This is a genomic window from Pseudomonas sp. R1-15 (assembly GCF_051132085.1).
In the GTDB taxonomy this organism is placed as follows: Bacteria; Pseudomonadota; Gammaproteobacteria; order Pseudomonadales; family Pseudomonadaceae; genus Aquipseudomonas.
Genome location: NZ_CP071660.1, coordinates 3,618,408 through 3,639,477, shown reverse-complemented (window position 1 = coordinate 3,639,477; position 21,070 = coordinate 3,618,408). Strand labels below are relative to the sequence as shown.

The window sequence follows — 21,070 nt, the reverse complement described above, 5'->3', positions numbered from 1 at the left end:
GGGATTTTGCTCGATCTGCATCAGTCGGTTGTGAGGAATGCCTATTGCTCGCGCTCAAGCACCTTGTCCACTTCGACAACGGCTTTGCTTCGAGTCTTCAGCTCACTGACGATCACCGCCGCCACAATCAACCCGGCGCCCACCAGGGCAATCGCCGGCAACCGCTCGCCGGCCAGGCGCCCGGCAATACCGGCCCACACCGGCTCGCCGGCATAGATCAGTGTGGCGCGGGTCGGCGAGACGCTTTTCTGTGCCCAGTTCATTGCCACCTGGATCGCCGCGCTGGCGGCGCCCAGGCCCACGGCGCTGGCCAGCAGCAACATGGAAAAATCCGGGATCGCTTCCTGGGTCGGCACCACCATCAGGAACGCCAGCACCGCCGTGCTTGCCAGTTGCACCACGGTCACCCGGCGCACATCGACCTGGCCGGCATAGGCGCTGATCAGGATGATCTCGGCGGCGATCGCGATGGCGCTGATCAGGGTGGCGATTTCCCCCGGACTGAAATTCAGTGACGCGCCGGCCGGGCCGGACACCAGCATCAGCCCGGTGAACGCGAGCATGATCCCGATGCTCGGCATCAACCCTGGCCGGCGGCCCAGCACCAGCCATTGCAACAACGGCACGAAGGGTACGTAGAGGGCGGTGATGAAGGCCGATTGGCTGCTGGGGATGGTTTGCAGGCCGACCGTCTGCAGGCCATAGCCGAGCATGATCGCCACACCGATGAAGGCTCCGGCCTTGAGTTCGAACCAGGTCAGGTCGCGCAGGTGCCGCCAGGAAAACAGCGCAACGAATGCCGCCGCAGCGGCAAAGCGCAGGCCGACGAAAAACATCGGTCCGCTGACGGTCATCGCGTGCTGGACCAGCAGGAATGTCCCGCCCCAGATCATGGTGATCAGCACCAGCACGCATTCGGCCTTGCTGAACCGTGAGAAACGGGAGGAAGCTTGCGGGGAGTTCACCAATGCCATGATCTTGCGCGCCACTTGTAGGTGGACGCACAATGCGCCCGAACGAATAAGTTGGGCAGTATAATGCGCAACCCCGGCAGATGAGCAATATAGTGCACAAAGATAATGGCCAGCGGGCGTCCGTCCTGCAATACGTCAGCCAGAACGTCCGCCGTCTGAGGCATGCGGCGCAGCTCAGCCAGACGGCGCTGGCCGAGCTGTCCGGGGTCAGCCGGCGGATGTTGGTGGCCATCGAGGCCGGTGAGAAAAATGTCAGCCTGACCACCCTGGACCGCGTCGCCGAAGCGCTGGATGTGGCTTTCAGCGATTTGATCCAGGCTCCCGATGCCCGCGACCCGAGCCGTATCAATGAGCTGGCCTGGGCCGGCGTGATTCCAGGCAGCAAAGCTGTACTGTTGGCCAAGGCCACCGCCAATCGCGAAGTGGAACTTTGGGAATGGCGCCTGGAGCCCGGCGAGCATTATGTCTCGGAGCCCGACGCGGACGGCTGGAGCGAGCAGCTTTATGTATTCGAAGGTTGCCTGACGCTACTGCTGGGCAGCGAGGAGCGTCGAATCGAGGCCGGTGAATTTTTCATGTTTGCCAGCAACCAGCCCCATGCCTATCGCAACAACGATTTGGTGGCGGCGCGGTTTGTGCGCAATGTGGTGATCTGAACTTCCGTTGCATCGCGAGTGCTACCAAAGAACGCTTCCGGAGCATCAGGCGATGGCAGTAAGGTAGCATCTCGTCGTTCCGTTGCTTCGGCGCCCCGTCAGGGCCTTGAGCCGCGAACGATAACCGCTGTTTTCATGACGGAAGCGTTCGATGACTGACGTGCCAACCTCGATTTCCCGTTCCGCCGATGTGCTGATCATCGGCGGTGGCCTGAGCGGTGCCATGCTCGCGGCGCAGCTGCTGCGGCTGCCGGGCCGGCGCGAGGTGTTGATTGTCGAGCCGCGCAGCGAGTTGGGCCGGGGCGAGGCCTACAGCGCGGTGGAGCTGGGCCACACCTTGAACGGCAACGCGGCGCGCATGAGTGTCGATCCGGACAACGCCGACGATTTGACCCAATGGCTCACCGCATTCATTGAGGCAGGCGGCTGGCCCGAGTCGGATCAGCAACACGTGCCCATTAGTGAGTTGTTCCCGCCTCGCGGCATATTCGGCCTTTACGCGCAGCAACGCCTTGCCGAAGCGCGCGAGTTGGGCGCACAACACGGTTCGACCGCCGAGCATGTGCGCGGGGAAGCCGCGGACCTACGGCTTGCCGACGGTGGCGTGATGGTGACGCTGGGCGACGGCCAGGTCTTGCATGGTCGTTTTGCGGTGCTGGCCACCGGCATGTTCCCGGCGGCGCGCACCCCGCAGACCGAATCCAGCGGCTTGAACGCCGCAGCCCTCGATCCTTGGGATGTGGCCGCGATGCGCCAGCTCGATCCGCAGTCCACAGTGCTGGTCATCGGCTCGGGCCTGACCATGGTCGATGCCGTGGTGTCTTTGGAGCAGGCCGGGCACCGTGGGCCGATCGAAGTGTTTTCCCGCCATGGCCTGTTGCCTCACGTGCGTCGCCAGCCACCGGCCTGGGTGGATTTCCTCGCCGAAGATCACAACTTGCGTTCGCCTCGCCAGTTGATGCGGGCGCTGCGCGAGCAATGCCGTCAGGCGCAAGCCCAGGGGATTGATTGGCAGGCGCCACTGGATACCGTGCGCGCGCACATCGGCCGTTTGTGGAACCAGGCCAGCGACGTGCAACGTCGACAGTTCGTCCGGCATGTGCGGCCGTGGTGGGAAAGCCACCACCATCGTTCGCCGCCGTTGAGCGCGGAACTGGTGGCGCGTCTGCATGGGGAAGGGCGGTTGCGGATTCAGGCGGCGTCGTACAAGGGGCTGGTATCGGCTGGCGAAGGATCAGTGGCAATCAACATTCGCCGACGGGGCGAGGCTGGACTGGAAGTGGTGCAGGGCGCCGCATTGATCAACTCCAGCGGCATCGAATATGACTGGCGCCGTGTCGCGCTCGCCCTGCCGCAACAGTTGCTGGCCCGAGGTCTGGTCCAGCCCGGTCCCTTGGCACTGGGCATCGCCGCGCGTGCAGATGGCGCGGTGTTGGACGCCCAAGGCAACCCCGCCGAGCGCCTGTTCGCCATGGGCCCGCCATTGCGGGGGATGTGGTGGGAAAGCACCGCCGTGACGGATGTCGCGAGCCAGGCCAAGGCGCTGGCGGGGCGGTTGGTTGAACTAAAAGCTCAAAACTGAGCACCGTGGCGAGGGAGCTTGCTCCCGCTGGGCTACGAAGTAGCCCTAAAACCATTCACCTCGGTGTGTCAGGTCAACTACCTCCCAATTCTCTGGGGTTGCTGCGCAACCCAGCGGGAGCAAGCTCCCTCGCCACAGAAGCGAGTTTCATTGCGACTGCACTTGTACCCAACGCTCCTCCCGCGCCGCCACGCGTATTGCCGCCGCCAGTCGTTCCACTTCCCATGCTTCTTCGAAATCCGTCCCGTTGCCGCCATCGCCCGCGAGGGCCATGACCAGCTCCTGGACTTCCAATGTCTTCAATTCGTTGTACCCCAGCTGGTGCCCGGCCGCCGGGCTGAAGGCGGCGTAGCCCGGCAGGTCGGGGCCGGCCAATAGTCGCTGGAAACCTGCCTGGCCGGCGCGGCACAGGCGCAATTCATTCAGTCGTTCCTGATCGAAGGCCAGCGTCCCGAGGGTGCCGCTGATCTCGAAGCTCAAGTGGTTCTTGTAGCCGTGCTTGAGCCAGCTGCTGCTCACCGTGCCCCGGGCGCCGCTGGTGAAGCGCAGCAGCGCCTGGACCTGATCGTCAACCGCAATGACCCGTTGTTCGATCGCGCCGGCGCTGGCCGGACGCCGGTTGTGAACGGTCTGGCTGTCGGCACACACCGAATCGACAGCGCCCAGCAGGTAACGAGCCATCGCCAGCAAATGGCTGCCCAGGTCAGCCAGGGCGCCGCCGGCATGCTCGGCTTCGCAGCGCCAGGACCATGGCGAGGTCGGGTCGGCCATGAAGTCCTCGCTGAATTCCCCCTGGAAGCTGACGATCTGCCCCAGCTCGCCGCGCTGGATCATTTCCCGCGCCAACCGGATGATCGGGTTGTGCTGATAGTTGTAGCCGACGCGTGTCACCACGCCAGCAGCCTTGGCCGCCTGGTGCATCTGCTCGGCCTGTTCCAGGGACACCGCAAGGGGCTTTTCGCAATACACCAGTTTGCCCGCAGCCAGCGCGGCCATGGCCATCGGGAAGTGCAGATGGTTGGGGGTGGTGATGGCGACCAGATGAACCTTCGGGTCGTCGATCAACCGTTGCCAGTCGCTGTGGGCCGTTTCGAATCCCCAGCTCCGGGCGCATTGGCGCGCACGTTGCGGATCGGCGTCGGCCAGGGCGGCCAGTGTCAGGTTCAGGGGGAGGTCGAACACTGCCTTGGCATTGTGGAATGCCAAGGCATGGGCACGGCCCATGAAGCCGGTGCCAATCAGACCGATGCCGAGTTCGCGCATGAGAGGAGCCCTTTGAATTGTTATTTTCAGAAGGCTCTTTATGGAATAAATATTCGCTAATTGCAAGTGCTGGAATAAATATTCATTTTATTCTCGGTACTGATTCCTGTGGGAGCGAGCCTGCTCGCGAAGACAATAGTTCAGTCAACATTGAGGTCGACTGACCTGACGCCTTCGCGAGCAGGCTCGCTCCCACAAGGGAAATATCCTCAGGACAAGAACCCACCATCCACATTCAACGCCACACCCGTGGTGTAGCTCGACGCATCGCTGGCCAGGTACAACACCGCGCCGGCCATTTCGCTCGGGTCGGCCACGCGCTTGAGGGGGATCTGCGCCAGGGCGGTCTTCAGGATGGCGTCGTTCTTGACCAGTGCCGAGGCGAACTTGGTGTCGGTCAGGCCCGGCAACAGGGCATTGCAACGAATGCCGAACTGCGCGCACTCCTTGGCGAAGACCTTGGTCATGTTGATCACCGCAGCCTTGGTCACCGAGTAGATGCCCTGGAAGATCCCCGGCGAGATGCCATTGATCGACGCGACATTGATGATGCTGCCGCCGCCGTTCTCGCGCATCAGCTTGCCGGCTTCCACCGACATGAAAAAGTAGCCGCGGATGTTCACATCGACGGTTTTCTGGAACGCGCCCAGGTCGGTGTCCAGCACGTTGCAGAATTGCGGGTTGGTGGCGGCGTTGTTCACCAGGATGTCCAGGCGCCCGAATTGCTCGCGAATCCCGGCGAACACCTGGCTGATCTGCTCCATTTCGCCGATGTGGCAAGCGATCGCGGTGGCCTTGCCGCCAGCGGCGATGATCGCATCGGCGACGTGCTGGCAGCCGTCGAGCTTGCGGCTCGAAACGATCACGTGGGCGCCTTGCTGGGCCAGCAGTTTGGCGATGGCTTCGCCGATGCCGCGGCTGGCGCCGGAAACGAAAGCGATCTTACCGTCGAGGTCGAACAACTGGGTCTTGGACATGCTGTTTCCTTGTTATAGGTGCGCTCAGAGCGTGGATTTGCTGATGACCTGCAGGCTCATCTGCTCCAGCAGTTTGTTCATCTGAACGAACTGCGCGAAGCGTTTGTCCTGGGTCTGGCCATGGAAGAAGCGGTAGTAGATCTGCTGGACAATGCCGGCCAGGCGGAACAGCCCGTAGGTGTAGTAGAAGTCGAAGTTGTCGATGCGGATCCCGGCGCGCTCGGCGTAGTAATCGACGAATTCGCGGCGAGTCAGCATGCCCGGCGCGTGGCTTGGCTGACGGCGCATCAATTGCACCGGTGCCGGATCGCCGGCCTCGATCCAGTAGGCGAGGCTGTTGCCCAAATCCATCAACGGGTCGCCAAGGGTGGTCAGCTCCCAGTCCAGCACCCCGATGATCTGCATCGGGTTGTCCGGGTCGAGGATCACGTTGTCGAAGCGGTAGTCGTTGTGGACGATGCTCGACGTTGGATGGTCGGCAGGCATCTTGTCGTTGAGCCAGGCCCTGACCGTCTCCCACTTGGGCGCATCCGGGGTCAGGGCTTTTTCGTAGCGCTCGCTCCAGCCACGGATCTGCCGCGCCACGTAGCCTTCGGGTTTGCCCAGGTCGGCCAGGCCGCAAGCGTTGTAATCGACGCGGTGCAGCTCGACGAGCCGGTCGATGAAGCTCTTGCACAGTGCTTCGGTGCGGGCGGCGTCGAAGCCCAGTTCCGGTGGCAGCTCGGCGCGCAGGATAATGCCCTTGACCCGTTCCATCACGTAGAACTCGGCACCCATCACCGCCTCGTCGGTGCAATGCACGTAGGCTTTCGGGCAGTACGGGAAACCTTCGCGCAACTGATTGAGGATGCGGAACTCACGGCCCATGTCGTGGGCCGACTTGGCCTTGTGGCCGAACGGCGGACGCCGCAGGACGAACTCCTGCTCGGGATATTCCAGCAGGTACGTCAGGTTCGACGCGCCACCGGGAAACTGGCTGATCACCGGCGTGCCGGTCAAGCCAGGAATGTGGGCCTTGAGGTACGGGTCGATCAGGTTGGCATCGAGTTCTTCACCGTCGCGCACGCGGGTGGACTGATCAGTCACTGCCATGCTTATCCCTTCTGCTTATTTTGGAGGCCATCGATCATTGGCTAATCTAATGGCGCGTGGGAGGCGTCACAAGCACGCCGGGGTCTTATAGGTTAGCGTGTTGCTGGATAATCAGCGGCCTTGATGCATGGCGTCCGTGCGCAGCGGGCGCTTGCGAGCTAAGGTTTGGAGACTGTCGCCTCCAAGGAGCAACCGCGATGGGATGTCCGCAAGTCTGTGGCACCGCGACCCTGCAATGCAGCTTCGGCGTGGCGCCGGCGGTGCTCAATGTGCTGCCGGTCAATCGCCTGCTGACCGGCGGGATGCCGGCGGCCAATATCATGGATCATATTCCCTTGGTGAACATCACCACGTTCGGCATGTGCCAGAGCCTGGCGAATCCGACAGTGGCCGCGGCCACTGCGGCGGCGTTGGGCGTGCTGACGCCCATGCCATGCATCCCGGCCACCGCGACCCCGTGGATCCCCGGCGGCGCACCGACCCTGTTGCTCGGCAACATGCCGGCTATCGACGCCAACAGCACGTTGATGTGTACCTGGGCCGGGGTGATCAAGATCGTCATGCCGGGGCAGGTGCAGATGTTGATTCCTTGATGGCGCTAAAAAGATGACTCTTGTGGGAGCGAGCCTGCTCGCGAAAGTGCCAACTCGGTTGGGCTCGATGTTGACTGAACTGTTGTCTTCGCGAGCAGGCTCGCTCCCACAAGGGAAAGGGGTAAGGCAGAAAATTCAGGGCTGCGCCGGGTCATTCCAGCGCCTGAACCACCAGCGCACCCGGGAGATCGGCTTGCCCTCGGCGTCCAGTGGCCGGCCGTCTTCGGCGTAGGCCTGGGCCGGTTCCAGCAGTTGGCCGTTGAGGTAGCGGGCCTCGACTGCCGGGCTGCCGTTGGGGTGCAGGCGCCGATAATGGCCGTCACGCACGCCGTCGCGATAGAACTCGGCTTCGGCCAGTTTCCCGTCGGGAAAATAATTGTTCGCCTCACCGTGCAACAACCCGCGGCGGTAACTGGCCTGGCGTTGCAAGCCGCCTTCGGCCGCGTAGAAGCTTGCCATTCCCTGGAGTTTGCCTTTGACGAACGGCAACACGGCCGAGACCTTGCCATTGGGGTGATACAACGTGCTGGTGCCTTCCAGTTCACCCTGGCTGTAGTTGAGTTTCGCTTGTGGGCGCTGCGCTTCTTCAATCTGCAATGGACCGTCGAGCTTGCCATCGATCAGTTGCCCATTCAGTTGACTGTCACCACGCTCGACGTCCAGTTTTTTCGAGGCCATGGCCGCTTCCTCAGTTGACCTTCACCAGGCCGCCCTTGATGGTCAGCATGCCGCCGCCGTCCACGGTCTGTTCGGCGGCCGCCTTGTTCACCAGGCTGATGCCAGCATCGTTGGTCAGGGTGGTGCCGGCCTTGTTTTCCAGCGAAGTACCCGCCTGATTGCTCAAGGCGGTGCCGGCCTTCTGGCTGATGGACGTGCTGGCCTGGGCGGCCAGGTCCGCGCCGCTCTTGATGGCGAAGCTGCCGCCGCTTTGCAGGGTCAGGGTGCCGCTGACCTTGATGGTCAGGTTGCCGTCCACCGTCAGGCTGTAATTGCCGGTGACCTTGTGATCGTAATTGCCGCCGGTACTGTGGGTCTGGTCCGAGCCCACGGTGACGGTGCGTGCGTCCTTCACGTCGAGACTGTCGCTGCCGGTCTGGATGGTCACGCTGCGCTTGCCTTTCTCAAGCGTGACGGTTTCATCGCCGTCCTTCACCGTGCGCGTGCGGGCGTTCTGCACCGTGAGGGTTTCATCGTGGCCGACGGTGGCGGTGGTGTCGTTGAGCACGTTGATGTTGAAGTCCTTTTGCGCCTGGAGAAACACCTCCTCGGCGTCTTTCTTGTCTTCGAAGCGCAACTCGTTGAAACCGCCGCCGCCCTTGGAGGAGTTGGTCTTGATCCCGGATTGGGTCTGGTTCGCCGGTAGCGCATAGGGCAGGGCATTGTCGCCGTTGTAGACGCAACCGGTGACCAGGGGCCGATCCGGGTCGCCGTCGATGAAGGTCACGATGACTTCCTGGCCGATGCGCGGCACGAACTGCATGCCGAAGCCCTTGCCGCTCCAGGGCAGGACCACACGCACCCAGCAGGAGGAGGTCTCGTCGTTCTTGCCGGTGCGATCCCAGGGGAACTGCAACTTGATCCGGCCGTACTCATCGGTCCAGATTTCTTCGCCGGCCTTGCCCACCACCACGGCCGTCTGGGTGTGCATGCGCGGTTTTGGCGTGATGCGGGCCGGTCGATAAGCCGTGGCCTTGGGGATCGCTTCGAAGCGGTTGCGATAGCTGTCGTGGCTAGCTTCATGGCTGACCGACGTCACCACCCAATCGATATTCAACGTCGTGTCTTCATGGCCGGCGAGGGTGAACCAATACCCCGGGACCAGCCAGCGGCAATCGCTTTCGCCAACGAAACGTTTCTCCTGGCTGCGCAGCCCGTCCACCCGCTGTTTGGTCAGCGCGTCGCCCTGGGCCTTGGCGGTGTAGCCGCCCGGGTGCTCATACATCGAACTCGGCCCGGCCACGGCTTCGGCCTGGCTGAAGAGCGAGGTGGTCGGTGTGGTGAACTCATAATCGGTGGCCTGGTACACCCCGGCCACCGCTTGCAGGCACACCTGGCCCGAACGGATGCCGTGCAGTTCCCGCTCGCCCATTTTTTGCCCGAGATAGTTCACCGTCGGCCCATTGGGAATGGGTGCGAAGGCGTCGTTGCTGTCGGCCAGTATCAGCGTGTGCTTGCCGGCTTCATGGCTGAAGAACCAGAAAATTCCGTCTTCTTCCAGCAGGCGCGAGACGAAGGCCAGGTCGGTTTCGCCGTATTGCACGCAATACTCGCGGGGTGTGTAGCTACCGGTGAGCTTGAGTTGGAAGTCGGTGAAGCCGTGGACCTTGAAAATCGTCGTGACGATGTCCGACGTGGCGAGGTTCTGGAACACACGGTTGTTACTGGCAAGGCTCAGCCACCAGAGCCAGGGGCGGAGCAAAAGTTGATAGCGCTCGGCGGTGGCATCGGCGGGAAGTTGGCGGATTTCGGCGACCAGCCAATCCAGGGGGCGCAGCAAGGCGTCCTTGTGCAGCGTCGTGGTGACATGGCTGGCGACGGCCGTGGTGAGGTCCAGCGAGGCGCCGTCGTTGATGCCGGTGAGGATGTGCGAGCCCAGGGCATTGAGGCGTTCTTCGCCGGACAGTGAGTCAGGGTAGAGCGCCGACAGCGAGCTGGCGGTGAGGGATAGGGTGGTGTTGCTATCGGTGGCGCGGGGCATGGAACGTCCTCGACAGAGCCTACGACGCGAGCAGTGCTTGCCGATTCATTTGTAATTGGTTTTTAGCGGACTCTTTCCTTTTTTCTCGCGGTATTTGCTTTCAAAGGCCTGCCAGACCAAGCGGATGTCGTACCAGGGCTGCGATATTTTCAGCTCGGTTGTCTTGCTGTGCAATTTCGCCGATATGGCGCCAAGATCGTTGGTATCCTTGATGATCTGAATCAGCGTGTCGGTCTGGCTCATGCTCTTTTTTTGCAGGTGATTCATGCTGTTTGTTTTCTTTTCTTCCTGGACGATCGTGGGCTTGTTCAGTTCAAGATAAGCAATCGCTTTGTCCAGGTTGATCGTCGCGGCAGGTGATTCCGGTCCACCGGAAGGGCCTGATTCGTGACCGTGGTATTCATCTTTTCCGCTATAGCCCTCCAGGCATTCAATGATCTTGTGCTGCGATATGAATATACGGTCAAAGTCTTGGGCTTTGCTCGTACGGTACGACTGGATGCAGCTCCACACGGTTGTCGCAGACATTCAATAACCCTCTCTCTGGATATGGGGACGGGATACGTCCTTGGCTTCACTCCAACACCCACTCCGCCAATTTCCCCGTCACCTGCGTCATCAACACATTCTCGACATCCCGTGCCCCGGCCGCGCTGCATTTGGCCAGCACTGCCTTGACGATCCCGGCATCGAACTCAAATTGCTTGCCGGTCGCGGCCTTGTAGCGGGCACGCAATTTCTCCAACTTCGCCAACACAATCCCTTCCAGCGTCGCTTCATCCAGCGGCCGGTACGCCACCACCGTCATCCGCGCCAAAAACGCCGGGCGAAACGCTTGCAGCAGCACCTTGTGCAAGGCGTCGTTGAAGGCGTCGCTGCCCAGTTGCGCCACTGGCGTGTCCAACAGCAGTTCGGCGCCGACGTTGCTGGTGGCGAGCATCACGGTGTTCTTGAAGTCCACCACCAGGCCGGTGCCGTCTTCCATCAGGCCTTTGTCGAAAACGTTGTAGAAAGCTTCGAGCACGTCCGGGTGGGCCTTCTCGATTTCATCCAGCAACACCACGGAATAGGGTTTGCGCCGCACCGCTTCGGTGAGCACGCCGCCGCTGCCGTAGCCGACGTAGCCGGGCGGGGCGCCCTTGAGTTGGCTGACGGTGTGGGCTTCCTGGTACTCCGAGAGGTTGATGCTGATCAGGTTGCGCTCACCGCCATACAAGGCATCGGCCAGGGCGTAGGCGGTTTCGGTCTTGCCCACGCCCGTGGGGCCTACCAACAAAAACACGCCGACCGGTTTCTGCGGGTCGGTGAGACCGGCGCGGTAGGCTTGCAGGCGTTGGGCGATGGTATTCAGCGCGGTGCCCTGGCCCATGACTCGCTGCCCCATGCGTTGGCCGAGGGTGCGCACGGCATGGGCTTCATCGGCGAGCATCTTGCCCACCGGGATGCCGGTCCAGCCGGCGATCACGGCGGCGACGGTCTTGCTGTCGACCTGTTCGGGCACCAGCGGATCGTCCTGGCGAATGGCATCCAGGCCCGCCTCCAGGCGCAGCAGTTCGGCGGCCAGGTGGTCGATGCGATTATCGATCTCGGTGTCGGCTTTTTCGCTGTCGGCACGTTCGCTCAAGGCGAGCAGTTCGCGGCGGGTGTCGAGCAGTTCGCGCACGGCTTCGCGCTCTTCGCCCCAGCGGGTTTCCAGCTCGCGAATGGCCTGCACGTTGCTGCTCGATTCGCTTTCCAGCAAGGTGATGCGCTCGCGATGATCCAGACCGGTGGCCTGTTCCCGGCGTAGGCGTTCGACTTCATCCTTGAGGCTGTTCTGCCGGTGGCGCAGGCTTTCCAGCGGCGGCGGTACGTCGTGCTGGCCGAGGGCAACCCGGGCGCAGGCGGTGTCGAGCACGCTGATGGCTTTGTCCGGCAACTGTCGTCCGGAGATGTAGCGGTGGGACAGCTTCACCGCCTCGTGGATGGCAGCATCCAACACCTGCACGCCGTGGTGCTGTTCCAATTTACTCGCCACGCCCCGGAGCATTTCCACGGCAGTGAGTTCGTCCGGCTCCTCGACTTGAACCAGTTGGAAGCGGCGGGCCAGGGCCGGGTCTTTCTCGAAGTATTTCTTGTATTCCAGCCAGGTGGTGGCGGCCAGGGTGCGCAGTTCGCCCCGGGCCAGGGCTGGCTTGAGCAGGTTGGCCGCGTCGCTGCCGCCTTCCGCACCACCGGCGCCGATCAACGTATGGGCTTCGTCGATGAACAGGATGATCGGTTTTTCCGCGCTGCGTACCGCGTCGATCACGCCCTTGAGGCGCTGTTCGAACTCGCCCTTGACGCCCGCGCCGGCCTGCAACAGGCCCAGGTCAAGCACGCGCAGGGTGACTTCCTGCAAGGACGGCGGCACATCCCCGGCGGCGATGCGCAGGGCGAGGCCTTCCACTACAGCAGTCTTGCCGACGCCCGGTGCGCCCACCAGGATCGGGTTGTTCTGCCGGCGTCGGAGCAGGATATCGATGCACTGGCGGATCTCGCCGTCACGGCCGACGATAGGGTCGATGCGGCCGTCCCGGGCATCGGCGGTCAGGTCCTGGGTGTACTGGTCCAGCACAAGGTCCTGTTTCGGTGGTGCTTCGCCGGGTTTGGCCGGGCGCACGCCGCCGACATGCTCGCGGGAGCTTTCGGTCCATTCCAACAGATGGGCGCGCAGGGCATCGCGGGGAATGCGCAGCAGGGACGAGGCGCTGTTGAGCAGCAGGCTGCGACGTTCGTCACGGTCCAACAACGCCAGCAACAATAGCCCGGAGCGAATGCTGTCCAGGCCCAACACGCTGGCCTGGACCACGGCGTCCTCCAGCAGGCCGATGGTTTGTGCCGACAGGGCGGGCGTGCGGGTGCTGCCGGATTTGAACAGGTCCAGGGCCTTATTGGTTTCGGCGGCCACCGCGTCACGCTCCAGGCCGAAACGCGGCAGCAGGCAGGCGAAGTCACCGCCTTCGATGTCGAGCAGTTCCAACAGCAGGTGTTCAATTTCGACGTAGTGGTGGCTGCGTTGCAGGCAGCGTTGCGCGGCCCGTTCCAGGGCTCGGCGATTGTCCGGATTGAGGCGTCCGATCAGGCTGGCCAGTTCCATTTCAGGCGATCTCCGGCTGGCGAAGGCGGGTTTCGATGCGTTGCACGGCCAGGCTCGGCTGGCGTTGCAGGCCACCGTTCCAATTCAGCCGTGGCGCAGTCTGGCGACTCAACTGCAACGGGCCGGCACCACGAACCAGCAGGACCAATGTGCAATCCAGGTCCGGGCTGAAATACAGCGCATAAAGGCTGGCGAGCAGCGGATGGATTTCGCCAGTGGGCAGCAAGCCGCTGGCTTGGGGCGCGCTCAGCGGTCCCAGCGTCAGGCGCACGCCGGCATGTTCGTCCCAGACCCGAGTGCCGGCGACTGCGTTGCGGCCCAGGCGCAGGTTGCGTCCGTCCGGCTGCAAGCAACTGCGGCTGGCCGGCGGGATTTCACGCCAGCCACCTTCATAACCGCTCAGCTCCACAGGCAAGCCGAACTGTTCACGGACAATCGCCGCGAACCCCTCCAGGGAGCGCCGGCCATCGGCATACAGCGCGGTGCAGGCCAGGACCGCCGAGTCGGGTGCGGCCTGGCGTTCCTGCAAGGCCTTGGGCAGCAGGCCGGTCAACGCGCGCAGTTGTGCGTGTACGGCGGACGCGCCTGGCGCCGTGAAACCGAGGGCGATGCGATGTTTGCGCATCACCTTGTACAGCAGGCTGAGCAGGCGGTGCTGGAACAGGTCGAGGAATTCCGCCGGGGCATGGTCCTTCGCCCGCGCCCGTTGTTGCAGCCATTCCTGGTAGGCGTAGGGCAGCGGGCCGTCCGGGCCGCCGAGGCCAAAGATCGGCGTCGTCAGGGTCGGCGGCAGGCCGGGTTCCTGGCCCAGGCTTTCGACCTCACTGGCGGCGAACAGTGGCGTCAGCGGTCCACGCAGACGCACGGCCTCGGCCTGTGGCGCGGTGCCGCTGCCCAGGGGCTCGGCCTGGGGATGTTCGCGTTCGAGCAGCAACAGGGCCTGGAGCCATTCGAAGCGTTGCGGGTCGCGCCGCAGTCGCTCGCCCAGGTTCAGAGCGCGAGGGGTTTGCCGGCTTGGGGTTGCCATGTCTTCACCTCCTTGTCGGACTGGACCAGCACGGTGCGCACAAATCGATTGGCGGTGGCATACAAAGAAAAGAATTGCGCCAGCACGCCGGAGAACAGCACGGCGCTGCTGCCGACGAAGTGATGCGGATCCAGTTGCAGGCGCACCTCCAAGCCGTTGCGCCACCCGCGCCAGGCATCCTCGCCAACATGGGCGATGACCCGCTCACAGGTCAGTCCGGATACGCCTTCGATCTGGCGGCGCGCGCTGGCCTCGTCCTGCAGGTTGTGCAATTCGAGAATCTCGCGCAATGCGTCCAGCGCCTGGTGACCTTCCACCAGTGAAAGATGATTGAGGGTCAGTTGCGACACCAGTCGCCAGCGCGACTCACCGTCCAGGCGCGGCAGGCTCTGCGGGCTGGGAGGATTGCGCAGGCGCGCCCAGGCCACCGGTCCGGGGCGCTCGAAACCCAATGGCGTGCCGGCCGGCAGGCTCTGGGCCAGGTGGCGGTTGGTGCACAGCAGCTCGGCGGTGAGGCTGTAATCCCGGGATTCGGCCAGTGGGTCGAAGCGGGTGTCCACCAGGCTGACCATCACGTCAGTGCCCAGTCGGTTCGGGCTCATGCCGCTGACCCGGCGCGCATGCCAGTAGCAAGTTTGCTCGTTGCCATGCTGGCTGCCGTAATAGGCCGGCACTTTGCGCACGCCCTGGCTGGAGATGGCGCGCATGCCCCGGATGCTGTGGATCTCGACGCTGTTTTCCCGATGACTGTCGGCCACCAGCCGATACTCGCTGCGAGTGCCGTCCGGGCGCAGCGGCTCGGAGGTCCGGGGAAACAGATTGATCACCGGAGCGCAGCCCAGGGCGATGTCGCTGGCCTGGAGCGGCAAGCGGCTGGTTGGTGCCCGGTCGAACGCGATGTACAGGTACAAAGAAGCGTTGTCGCTGTGGGCGCCGGCCAGCGGCAGGTCGAAAAAGCCGAATTTGTCCGCAAAGGCGAAATACTCCGCCAACAGGCGCATGCCTGGGTGTACGCCGTCCTCGTCCGGCAGCAAGGCTTGGTCGCTGGCGAAACCGACGATGCGTGGCAAACCCGCCAACGGTTCCGGCACGCTTCCCGGCGCGCCGGCCAAGACCTTGATGGCGTGAGCGCCCAGCAGATCGTACAGCCCGGCGTTGATCATCGGTGACGCCGCCAGGTGCACCCGCAGCGAATCGATGCCCAGCGTCGACCATTGGCTTTTTCCCAGGCAACGCAACTCCAGGCGCAAGGCCGAGCGTGCCTGGACTACTCCGGTCAACGCCTGGGCCTCGTCACTGCCCAGCAGCAACGCTTCGCTCACTTGCAGTGGCCATAGATGCACGGCAGCAGTGGTGCGGAAATGAATGCTCTGGCCTTTGTCCGTGGTGACGAACAATGGCGTGTCGCGGGGCAGGGGATAGCCCTCGTTCAAGTTGCCTTTGCTCGGGTCGGGCTCGAACTGCACGATGGCGCACGATGGCAAGGGTCGCATGGCCAACGGGTAAAGTTGTTCGAGCAGGGCATCGCTGAATTCGGCGTAGTCGTCATCCAGCCGGCGTTGCAAGCGCGCGGCCAGCAGCGCGAAGCCTTCCAATAGTCGTTCGACGTGGGGATCGGGACATTCACCGGGGGACAATTCCAGGCGCCGGGCAACCTTGGGGTAACGCTCGGCGAAAAGGCTTCCGGCATGGCGCAGCCAAGTCAATTCGCGTTGGTAGTAATCCAACAGTTGCGGGTCAATCGAGTCGCTCATGGCGCACCTCAAGGCCGTCGCCGGCGTGCTCGATTACAAACGCCACGGGCCATGGGTGCGGGTCCCCACGCAGTTCGCCCGACAGCCGTATGCACAGTTGCTGCGGATGGCCCGGCACCGGGCAGACTTCTACCTCGCCCAGGCGCAGGCGCGGTTCGAAGTGGGTGATGGCCTGGCGAATTTCCCGGGTCAGTTGACGACGGTCATCGCTGCGCTGCTGTTGCAGCGCGGTCCAGTCGGCGATGCCGTAGTCCAGGATGCTCGGTGGTTCGGTCAGCGCCCGTAGGCCGCGCCGGGTATTGAACAGGCGTGACAGTTCGGCATGCACCGAGTCCTGCAATGCCTGTCGATCGAACACCCGCCCGGCATCGTCTGCCGGGCTTGCCAAACGTTCGAACAGGGGCGGCCGCAGCCCGAAGCCAGCCATGGCGCGGCTTCCCTACTTGGTCATTTTGTTGGCGGCCAAATCCCAGGTCGTGCCGGCCGTGCCTTCCTTGGTGCCGTCATCTTTCTGGGCGGTGAGCTCCCATTTGATCTTGGTGAAGTTCAGCGACAGGGTTTCCACCGGTTTGCCACCGGTACCACCGCTGACACTGACGTTGGACAGCACGACGTTGGTCAGGGTGTAGACGATGAACGGCATGATCTGGCCGCTGCCTTCGGCGGCGTTGCGGCCGATGGTGACGACGGCTTGCGGGATCGGCTTACCGGCGCAGCAATATTCATTGAGCGACGGAGTTGAGCTGTCGATGAATTTGGTCAGGGTGAACTCGCCGATGTGCGGGCGGCCGGAGGTGCGCTCCGAGTTGCTGACGTCGTTGGTGACCTGCATCGCCACGTTGTGGCTGTAGGACATGACCTCGATCTTGTCCGTGAAACCCTCCAGCAGGCTGTCGCCCTTGATGTCGCCGCCGAGGTCGAGAATGATTGCGTCCATTGTGTGGAACTCCTGAAGAAGACAAATGAGGTAGTGCCCGATACCGATGAATCAACCGTGGCGAAGGTGCTTGCTGTGGCTAGAGTTTGTTGTGGCAAGGGAGCTTTTGTGGCGAGGGAGCTTGCTCCCGCTGGGTCGCGCAGCGGCCCTGTTTTTTGGGACTGCTGCGCCCGAAGCGTCGGACCGGTCCAGCGGGAGCAAGCTCCCTCGCCACAAAAAGCTCTTTAACCACACAGCCACGCCGTGGTCAGGCAGCTACCGGCGGCGGCAGCGTCGCCACCAGGCGGATCGAGGCGGTCAGTTCCTCCAGTTGGAAGTGCGGCCGCAGGAACACCGTCGCTTTATAGGCCCCGGGCTTGCCAGCCACCTCGGTCACGTCCACCCGGGCCTCGCGCAACGGGTACTGCGCCTTGATCTCCTGCGGCGCGTTGTCGTTGATCAGCACGTAGTCGGCGATCCAGTTGTTGAGGTAGGTCTGGACGTTGTCGCGGGTCATGAAGCTGCCGACCTTGTCGCGCATGATCACCTTCAGGTAATGGGCGAAGCGCGAGGCCGCCAGCACATACGGCAACATCGCCGAGATCCGTGCGTTGGCGTTGGCCTCGTTGGTGTTGTAGACCTTGGCCTTGTTGGTGCTCTGGCCACCGAAGAACACCGCCACGTCACTGTTTTTCTTGTGGCACAGGGCGATGAAGCCGAGGTCATTGAGTTCTTTCTCGCGACGGTCGGTGATCGCCACCTCGGTCGGGCATTTGAGCGACAGGTCCCCGGAGCTGGTGCGGAAGGTATGGGCCGGCAGGCCTTCGACCGCACCACCGCCCTCGGCCCCGCGAATCGCCGCGCACCAACCGTATTTGGCAAAGGCCTCGGTGATGCGTTGCGACAGTGCCCAGGCGGCGTTACCCCACAGGTATTTGCTGTGGTCGGTGCCGTTGACGTCCTCGACGTAATTGATGCCTTCCACCGACAGCGTGTCCGGGCCGTACGGCAGGCGCAGCAGGAACTGCGGCAACACCAGGGACACATAACGCGAGTCTTCGCTTTCGCGGAAGGCGCGCCACTTGATCAGCTCCTGGCTTTCGAAAATTTTCGACAGGTCCCGGGGGATCGCCAGTTCGGTGAAGCTGGTCATGTCGAACAGCCGCGGGCTGGCGGCGGCAATGAACGGCGCGTGCGCGGCGGCGGCGACGTTCGAGAGTTTTTCCAGCAGGCCGATGTCCTGCGGATGCCGGCCAAAGGTGTAGTCGCCCACCAGGAGGCTGAACGGGTGCCCGCCGAAGGTGCCGTACTCTTCCTCGTAGATCTTCTTGAACAACGCGCTCTGGTCGAATTCGACGGCTTTCTCCAGGTCGTTCTGCAGTTCTTTCTGGGTGACGTTGAGCAGGCGCAACTTGAGCCGGGTACTGGTTTCGGTGTTCTGCACCAGCAGGTGCAGGCCGCGCCAGGAGGCCTCGAGTTTTTGCAGGTCGGGATGGTGCAGGACTTCGTTGAGCTGGGCGCTGATCAGCTCGTCGATCTGGCTGATGCGGTCGTTGATCATGGCCACGGTGTCCTTGTCGATGGCCATGCCTTCGTCGAGGACCTGGGTGGCGAACTCCGCCAGCATGTCGCGGGCGTAGTCTTGCTGGCTGTCGTCGTGGGCCATGCGGCCTTCGGCGATGATCTTGTCCAGCAAGGACAGGGTCTGGGTCGTGCTCTCGCTGGTTTGAGCGCTGGATGAAGCAGGCATGGCTTTATCTCCCTTGAATGAGGCGCGCGATCAGGCCTGTGGTTCGGCCGGGGCAGGGTCATCGTTGGCGGCGACGGTCGGCAGCTCTGGCGTCGTGTCCTGGGGCCGGGCCGACTTGATCTCCTGCAGGCCTTCGGTGTTGGCGATCACGTCACGCAGCAGCTTGTCCAGGTCATCGTTGCCGTCGAGCTTGGTCAACAGGTCCCGCAGGCGCTGCCGGGCTTCGAACAAGCGGCGCAGCGGCGTGACCTGCTCGACGACCTTTACCGGGTCGAAATCGTCGATGTGCCGGAAGTTGAGTTCGATATTGAGCTTGCTGTCGTCGCCGCTGAGGGTGTTGTTCACCTGCAGCGTGGCGCGGGGGGAGATGGAGGCGAGCACCTCGTTGAAATTATCCCGATCGATCTCGGTGAAGCGCCGCTCGTTGAGCTTGGGCAGCGGCTCCAGTGGCTTGCCCGAGAGGTCGGCCAGAATGCCGACGACCAGTGGCAGTTCTTTTTTCTCGATGGCGTTGCCGATTTCCACGTCGTAGGTGATCTGGACGCGGGGAGGACGGACTCTGTCGAGCTTGTGCTGGGTACTTTCTGCCATGGTGGCCGACTCCGATGCAGGTGTGGAAGCAATGCATCGGGAGTCCCGCTCATCGCATTCCCTTGCTGATCCGCAGGTTGCAAATGGACGGCAGAAAACCTGTCATTCCCTTGACGAACCTGGTCCATTCGACTGTGTGGGTCGAACTATCCAAGACGCTAGAACAGGTCTATAAAAATGCAAGCAAAAACAATTTTTGACCGCTGAGAAAAGGAAGATTCATTTTGCGTGGGTTTTTTCATGGATTTTTTTTGAGCCTGGCACTCACCGGTTGCTCGCTCTTTGCCCCCAGCGTCGACCTCGACAGCCTGACCCTGGACGTCGCGCCTCGGGCCAACGACGACACGCCGATCGCCGTGGATTTCATTGCGGTAAACGACCCGGACCTGCTCAAGCAACTCTCGGGCATCACCGCTAGCCAGTGGTTTGCCGAGCGCGAACAGTTCCAGCGTGACTATCGTCAGCTCATGTCGGTGTGGGGGCTGGAGCTGGTCCCGGGGCAATTCATCGACCGCCAACCCTTCCCGCTGGAGGGCCGGCGCGCCGCTGGACTTTTGGTCTTCGCCAGCTATAACACTCCGGGAGCCCACCGGCTTCGGCTGGACGATCAGCACGAGGCCTGGCTGAAGTTCGACAGTCGCGAGATGACCCTCGTGAATGATGATCGGCACAAGCAGCCTTGAGTGACCGCGGCCGCCTCGCGCGGCAATTTGGGATGTCGAAGGGAGTCGTATGAGCCTGTTACCTGACGCGGTGTGCTGGCACGAGGGCATGCAACTGTTGCCCCAGCATTTTCAGTTGCAAGGACTGCGCGCCGAGGCCCTCGCCGCGCATTTTGCCGGGGCTTGCAACCCTTGGTTCTGGGGCGTCAGCCAGTTGGAAGTCGATCCTTCGGCCCTGAGTGCCGGCCAGGTACGCCTGCTGCAATTGCAAGGCACCTTGCCGGACGGCTTGCCGGTCAATTTGCAGGCCGGTGTCGGGCCAACCCTGGAACTGGACGTCAGCGAGGCGATCGACAAGACCGACGACGCCACCGTGACCGTGTACCTGGCGGTCAGCCCGCTGTGGCGTGCCGGGCAGTTGCTGCCGCTCAAGGGACGTTTGCAATCGGTGGTCGGCGAGGCTTTGCCAGACCTCACCAGCGGCGAGTTTCCCGAGTCGATCACCGTCTGGCGGCCCAACCCGAGGTTGTGCACGCAATTGAGCAAGGCTGATTCGATCTGCTTGCCATTGCTGCGCATCCGCAAGGAAGGCGGCGGTTTCTGGCGCGTGCCGTATACGCCGCCAACGCCGATCCTGCTGCCTGAGTCGGCCCTTGGTCGACGGGTGGCCGGGGTGTGCGCGAGGGCCAGGGAAAAGTGCATGTTTCTCGCCGGTCGCTTGCGTCAGGCCCAGGCGGCTGGCAACCAGGACGATGCCATGGAGATCCGTCGGCAATTGACGGCCCTGTGGGCGCGCTTGCCGGAGCTCGAAGGGATGCTGAATACCCGGGTGGCGACGCCCCAGGCTCTCTACGGTTTGCTGCTGGGGCTGGCCGGGAGCTGGTCGGCGCTGGACCCGTTGGCGGGCGTCCCGGCTTTCGCGCCGTTGGATTTTCTCGAGTTGCAGCGCGGCTACGAGCCGCTGCTCGACTGGCTGGAAACCACCCTGGAATTGGTCCGCGCCGGCTACCGCAGCCTGGCATTCGAGCGCAACGAGCAGGTCTTCTCGATCCAGTTGCCTGATGACCAGCCCAATCAACGCCTGGTGATCGGTTTGCGCATGCCCAACGGCGCCGGCGAACAAGCGGCGGCGGAATGGTTGCGCGGCGCGATCATCGCGTCGGCGCCCCACATTGCGCTGCTGAGCCGCCAACGCATGAGTGGTTTGCCGCACCAGGCCATGAGCCGCAACGAGCAGGTGGCCTACAGCGTCGGTGACGACACCCGTTTGTTTGTGGTGGCCGCGAGCGGGCAATGGTTCGACGGGCAATTGCCGCTGCACATCGTGGCGCCGGCCTCAGCCCAGGCCAGCAGCCCGTGGCAAGTGGTGTTGTTCGTGGCGCAAGCCAGTGAAAATGCCTGATCGCAGAAGGGGAGT

The 21,070-nt window shown here is 63.1% G+C and carries 18 protein-coding genes and 1 pseudogene; 5 read left to right on the top strand and 14 right to left on the bottom strand.

All coding sequences use genetic code 11. The annotated features are described in order from the left end of the window. Nucleotides 1-41 precede the first annotated feature (41 nt). Nucleotides 42-1,072, bottom strand: a pseudogene (locus J3P97_RS16410) (DMT family transporter). Here J3P97_RS16410 and J3P97_RS16405 point away from each other — a divergent pair. Continuing rightward, entirely contained in the window at nt 1,067-1,630 is a 564-nt protein-coding gene (locus J3P97_RS16405) for a helix-turn-helix domain-containing protein (RefSeq protein ID WP_434672282.1), read from the top strand. The pseudogene J3P97_RS16410 and the gene J3P97_RS16405 overlap by 6 nt on opposite strands. 151 nt (nt 1,631-1,781) lie before the next feature. Beyond that, nucleotides 1,782-3,212, top strand: a complete 1,431-nt coding sequence (locus tag J3P97_RS16400) for an FAD/NAD(P)-binding protein (protein WP_434672281.1) — start codon at nt 1,782-1,784, stop codon at nt 3,210-3,212. Between the two features lie 147 nt (nt 3,213-3,359). Here the strand turns inward: J3P97_RS16400 and J3P97_RS16395 are convergent, their stop codons facing one another. The 3 genes from J3P97_RS16395 to J3P97_RS16385 form a co-directional block, all read right to left on the bottom strand. Then, nucleotides 3,360-4,475 carry a Gfo/Idh/MocA family protein gene (locus J3P97_RS16395; protein WP_434672280.1) on the bottom strand — a complete coding sequence of 372 codons (1,116 nt, stop codon included), beginning with the start codon at nt 4,473-4,475 and terminating at the stop codon, nt 3,360-3,362. Between the two features lie 209 nt (nt 4,476-4,684). Continuing rightward, entirely contained in the window at nt 4,685-5,452 is a 768-nt protein-coding gene (locus tag J3P97_RS16390; protein ID WP_003180553.1) for an SDR family oxidoreductase, read from the bottom strand. Between the two features lie 24 nt (nt 5,453-5,476). Then, a complete protein-coding gene (locus J3P97_RS16385; protein ID WP_434672279.1) occupies nt 5,477-6,544 on the bottom strand; it encodes a phosphotransferase family protein in 1,068 nt (355 codons plus the stop codon). 197 nt (nt 6,545-6,741) lie between these two features. On the opposite strand from J3P97_RS16385, the gene J3P97_RS16380 reads away from it, so the two are divergent. Continuing rightward, nucleotides 6,742-7,137, top strand: coding sequence for a DUF4280 domain-containing protein (locus J3P97_RS16380; protein WP_434672278.1), 396 nt, complete (start codon nt 6,742-6,744; stop codon nt 7,135-7,137). Nucleotides 7,138-7,272: 135 nt separating this feature from the next. Here the strand turns inward: J3P97_RS16380 and J3P97_RS16375 are convergent, their stop codons facing one another. From J3P97_RS16375 to tssB, 10 genes are all read right to left on the bottom strand, one after another. Then, nucleotides 7,273-7,815 carry a toxin-antitoxin system YwqK family antitoxin gene (locus tag J3P97_RS16375; RefSeq protein ID WP_434672277.1) on the bottom strand — a complete coding sequence of 181 codons (543 nt, stop codon included), beginning with the start codon at nt 7,813-7,815 and terminating at the stop codon, nt 7,273-7,275. Nucleotides 7,816-7,825: 10 nt separating this feature from the next. Beyond that, nucleotides 7,826-9,835 carry a type VI secretion system tip protein TssI/VgrG gene (gene tssI, locus J3P97_RS16370; protein WP_434672276.1) on the bottom strand — a complete coding sequence of 670 codons (2,010 nt, stop codon included), beginning with the start codon at nt 9,833-9,835 and terminating at the stop codon, nt 7,826-7,828. 45 nt (nt 9,836-9,880) lie between these two features. Then, complete coding sequence (locus J3P97_RS16365) at nt 9,881-10,363, bottom strand: hypothetical protein (RefSeq protein ID WP_434672275.1); 483 nt, start codon at nt 10,361-10,363, stop codon at nt 9,881-9,883. 46 nt (nt 10,364-10,409) lie between these two features. Then, nucleotides 10,410-12,953: a type VI secretion system ATPase TssH gene (gene tssH, locus J3P97_RS16360; RefSeq protein ID WP_434672274.1), complete on the bottom strand. Its 2,544-nt coding sequence runs from the start codon at nt 12,951-12,953 to the stop codon at nt 10,410-10,412. Between the two features lies 1 nt (nt 12,954). Further along, nucleotides 12,955-13,980, bottom strand: a complete 1,026-nt coding sequence (tssG, locus tag J3P97_RS16355; protein ID WP_434672273.1) for a type VI secretion system baseplate subunit TssG — start codon at nt 13,978-13,980, stop codon at nt 12,955-12,957. Next, a complete protein-coding gene (tssF, locus tag J3P97_RS16350; RefSeq protein ID WP_434672272.1) occupies nt 13,944-15,734 on the bottom strand; it encodes a type VI secretion system baseplate subunit TssF in 1,791 nt (596 codons plus the stop codon). Before tssF ends, tssG begins: the two co-directional genes overlap by 37 nt. Continuing rightward, the gene (gene tssE / locus J3P97_RS16345; protein ID WP_434601125.1) at nt 15,718-16,161 is read right to left on the bottom strand and encodes a type VI secretion system baseplate subunit TssE; all 444 of its coding nucleotides are present in this window, start codon (nt 16,159-16,161) and stop codon (nt 15,718-15,720) included. Before tssE ends, tssF begins: the two co-directional genes overlap by 17 nt. Nucleotides 16,162-16,173: 12 nt before the next feature. Continuing rightward, the gene (locus J3P97_RS16340) at nt 16,174-16,671 is read right to left on the bottom strand and encodes an Hcp family type VI secretion system effector (protein ID WP_186704839.1); all 498 of its coding nucleotides are present in this window, start codon (nt 16,669-16,671) and stop codon (nt 16,174-16,176) included. Nucleotides 16,672-16,918: 247 nt separating this feature from the next. After that, nucleotides 16,919-18,400 (bottom strand): type VI secretion system contractile sheath large subunit, encoded by a 1,482-nt coding sequence (gene tssC / locus J3P97_RS16335; protein WP_434672271.1) that lies wholly within the window; start codon nt 18,398-18,400, stop codon nt 16,919-16,921. A gap of 30 nt (nt 18,401-18,430) precedes the next feature. Then, nucleotides 18,431-18,991, bottom strand: a complete 561-nt coding sequence (gene tssB / locus J3P97_RS16330; protein ID WP_434672270.1) for a type VI secretion system contractile sheath small subunit — start codon at nt 18,989-18,991, stop codon at nt 18,431-18,433. Between the two features lie 224 nt (nt 18,992-19,215). Between tssB and J3P97_RS16325 the strand changes: the two genes are divergently transcribed. Together J3P97_RS16325 and tssK are read left to right on the top strand one after the other, a co-directional pair. Then, nucleotides 19,216-19,674 (top strand): type VI secretion protein, encoded by a 459-nt coding sequence (locus J3P97_RS16325; RefSeq protein ID WP_434573556.1) that lies wholly within the window; start codon nt 19,216-19,218, stop codon nt 19,672-19,674. Between the two features lie 49 nt (nt 19,675-19,723). After that, nucleotides 19,724-21,055 (top strand): type VI secretion system baseplate subunit TssK, encoded by a 1,332-nt coding sequence (gene tssK, locus J3P97_RS16320; RefSeq protein WP_434672269.1) that lies wholly within the window; start codon nt 19,724-19,726, stop codon nt 21,053-21,055. Nucleotides 21,056-21,070 lie beyond the last annotated feature (15 nt).

What these genes read in the sequence shown, in the direction of transcription:
- tssH (WP_434672274.1), bottom strand. Translation starts at nt 12,953, where the DNA reads ATGGAACTGGCCAGCCTGATCGGACGCCTCAATCCGGACAATCGCCGA.
- tssK (WP_434672269.1), top strand. Translation starts at nt 19,724, where the DNA reads ATGAGCCTGTTACCTGACGCGGTGTGCTGGCACGAGGGCATGCAACTG.
- J3P97_RS16380 (WP_434672278.1), top strand. Translation starts at nt 6,742, where the DNA reads ATGGGATGTCCGCAAGTCTGTGGCACCGCGACCCTGCAATGCAGCTTC.
- tssG (WP_434672273.1), bottom strand. Translation starts at nt 13,980, where the DNA reads ATGGCAACCCCAAGCCGGCAAACCCCTCGCGCTCTGAACCTGGGCGAG.
- tssC (WP_434672271.1), bottom strand. Translation starts at nt 18,400, where the DNA reads ATGCCTGCTTCATCCAGCGCTCAAACCAGCGAGAGCACGACCCAGACC.
- J3P97_RS16400 (WP_434672281.1), top strand. Translation starts at nt 1,782, where the DNA reads ATGACTGACGTGCCAACCTCGATTTCCCGTTCCGCCGATGTGCTGATC.
- J3P97_RS16395 (WP_434672280.1), bottom strand. Translation starts at nt 4,475, where the DNA reads ATGCGCGAACTCGGCATCGGTCTGATTGGCACCGGCTTCATGGGCCGT.
- tssE (WP_434601125.1), bottom strand. Translation starts at nt 16,161, where the DNA reads ATGGCTGGCTTCGGGCTGCGGCCGCCCCTGTTCGAACGTTTGGCAAGC.
- J3P97_RS16365 (WP_434672275.1), bottom strand. Translation starts at nt 10,363, where the DNA reads ATGTCTGCGACAACCGTGTGGAGCTGCATCCAGTCGTACCGTACGAGC.
- J3P97_RS16375 (WP_434672277.1), bottom strand. Translation starts at nt 7,815, where the DNA reads ATGGCCTCGAAAAAACTGGACGTCGAGCGTGGTGACAGTCAACTGAAT.
- J3P97_RS16385 (WP_434672279.1), bottom strand. Translation starts at nt 6,544, where the DNA reads ATGGCAGTGACTGATCAGTCCACCCGCGTGCGCGACGGTGAAGAACTC.
- tssF (WP_434672272.1), bottom strand. Translation starts at nt 15,734, where the DNA reads ATGAGCGACTCGATTGACCCGCAACTGTTGGATTACTACCAACGCGAA.
- J3P97_RS16390 (WP_003180553.1), bottom strand. Translation starts at nt 5,452, where the DNA reads ATGTCCAAGACCCAGTTGTTCGACCTCGACGGTAAGATCGCTTTCGTT.
- tssB (WP_434672270.1), bottom strand. Translation starts at nt 18,991, where the DNA reads ATGGCAGAAAGTACCCAGCACAAGCTCGACAGAGTCCGTCCTCCCCGC.
- J3P97_RS16340 (WP_186704839.1), bottom strand. Translation starts at nt 16,671, where the DNA reads ATGGACGCAATCATTCTCGACCTCGGCGGCGACATCAAGGGCGACAGC.
- tssI (WP_434672276.1), bottom strand. Translation starts at nt 9,835, where the DNA reads ATGCCCCGCGCCACCGATAGCAACACCACCCTATCCCTCACCGCCAGC.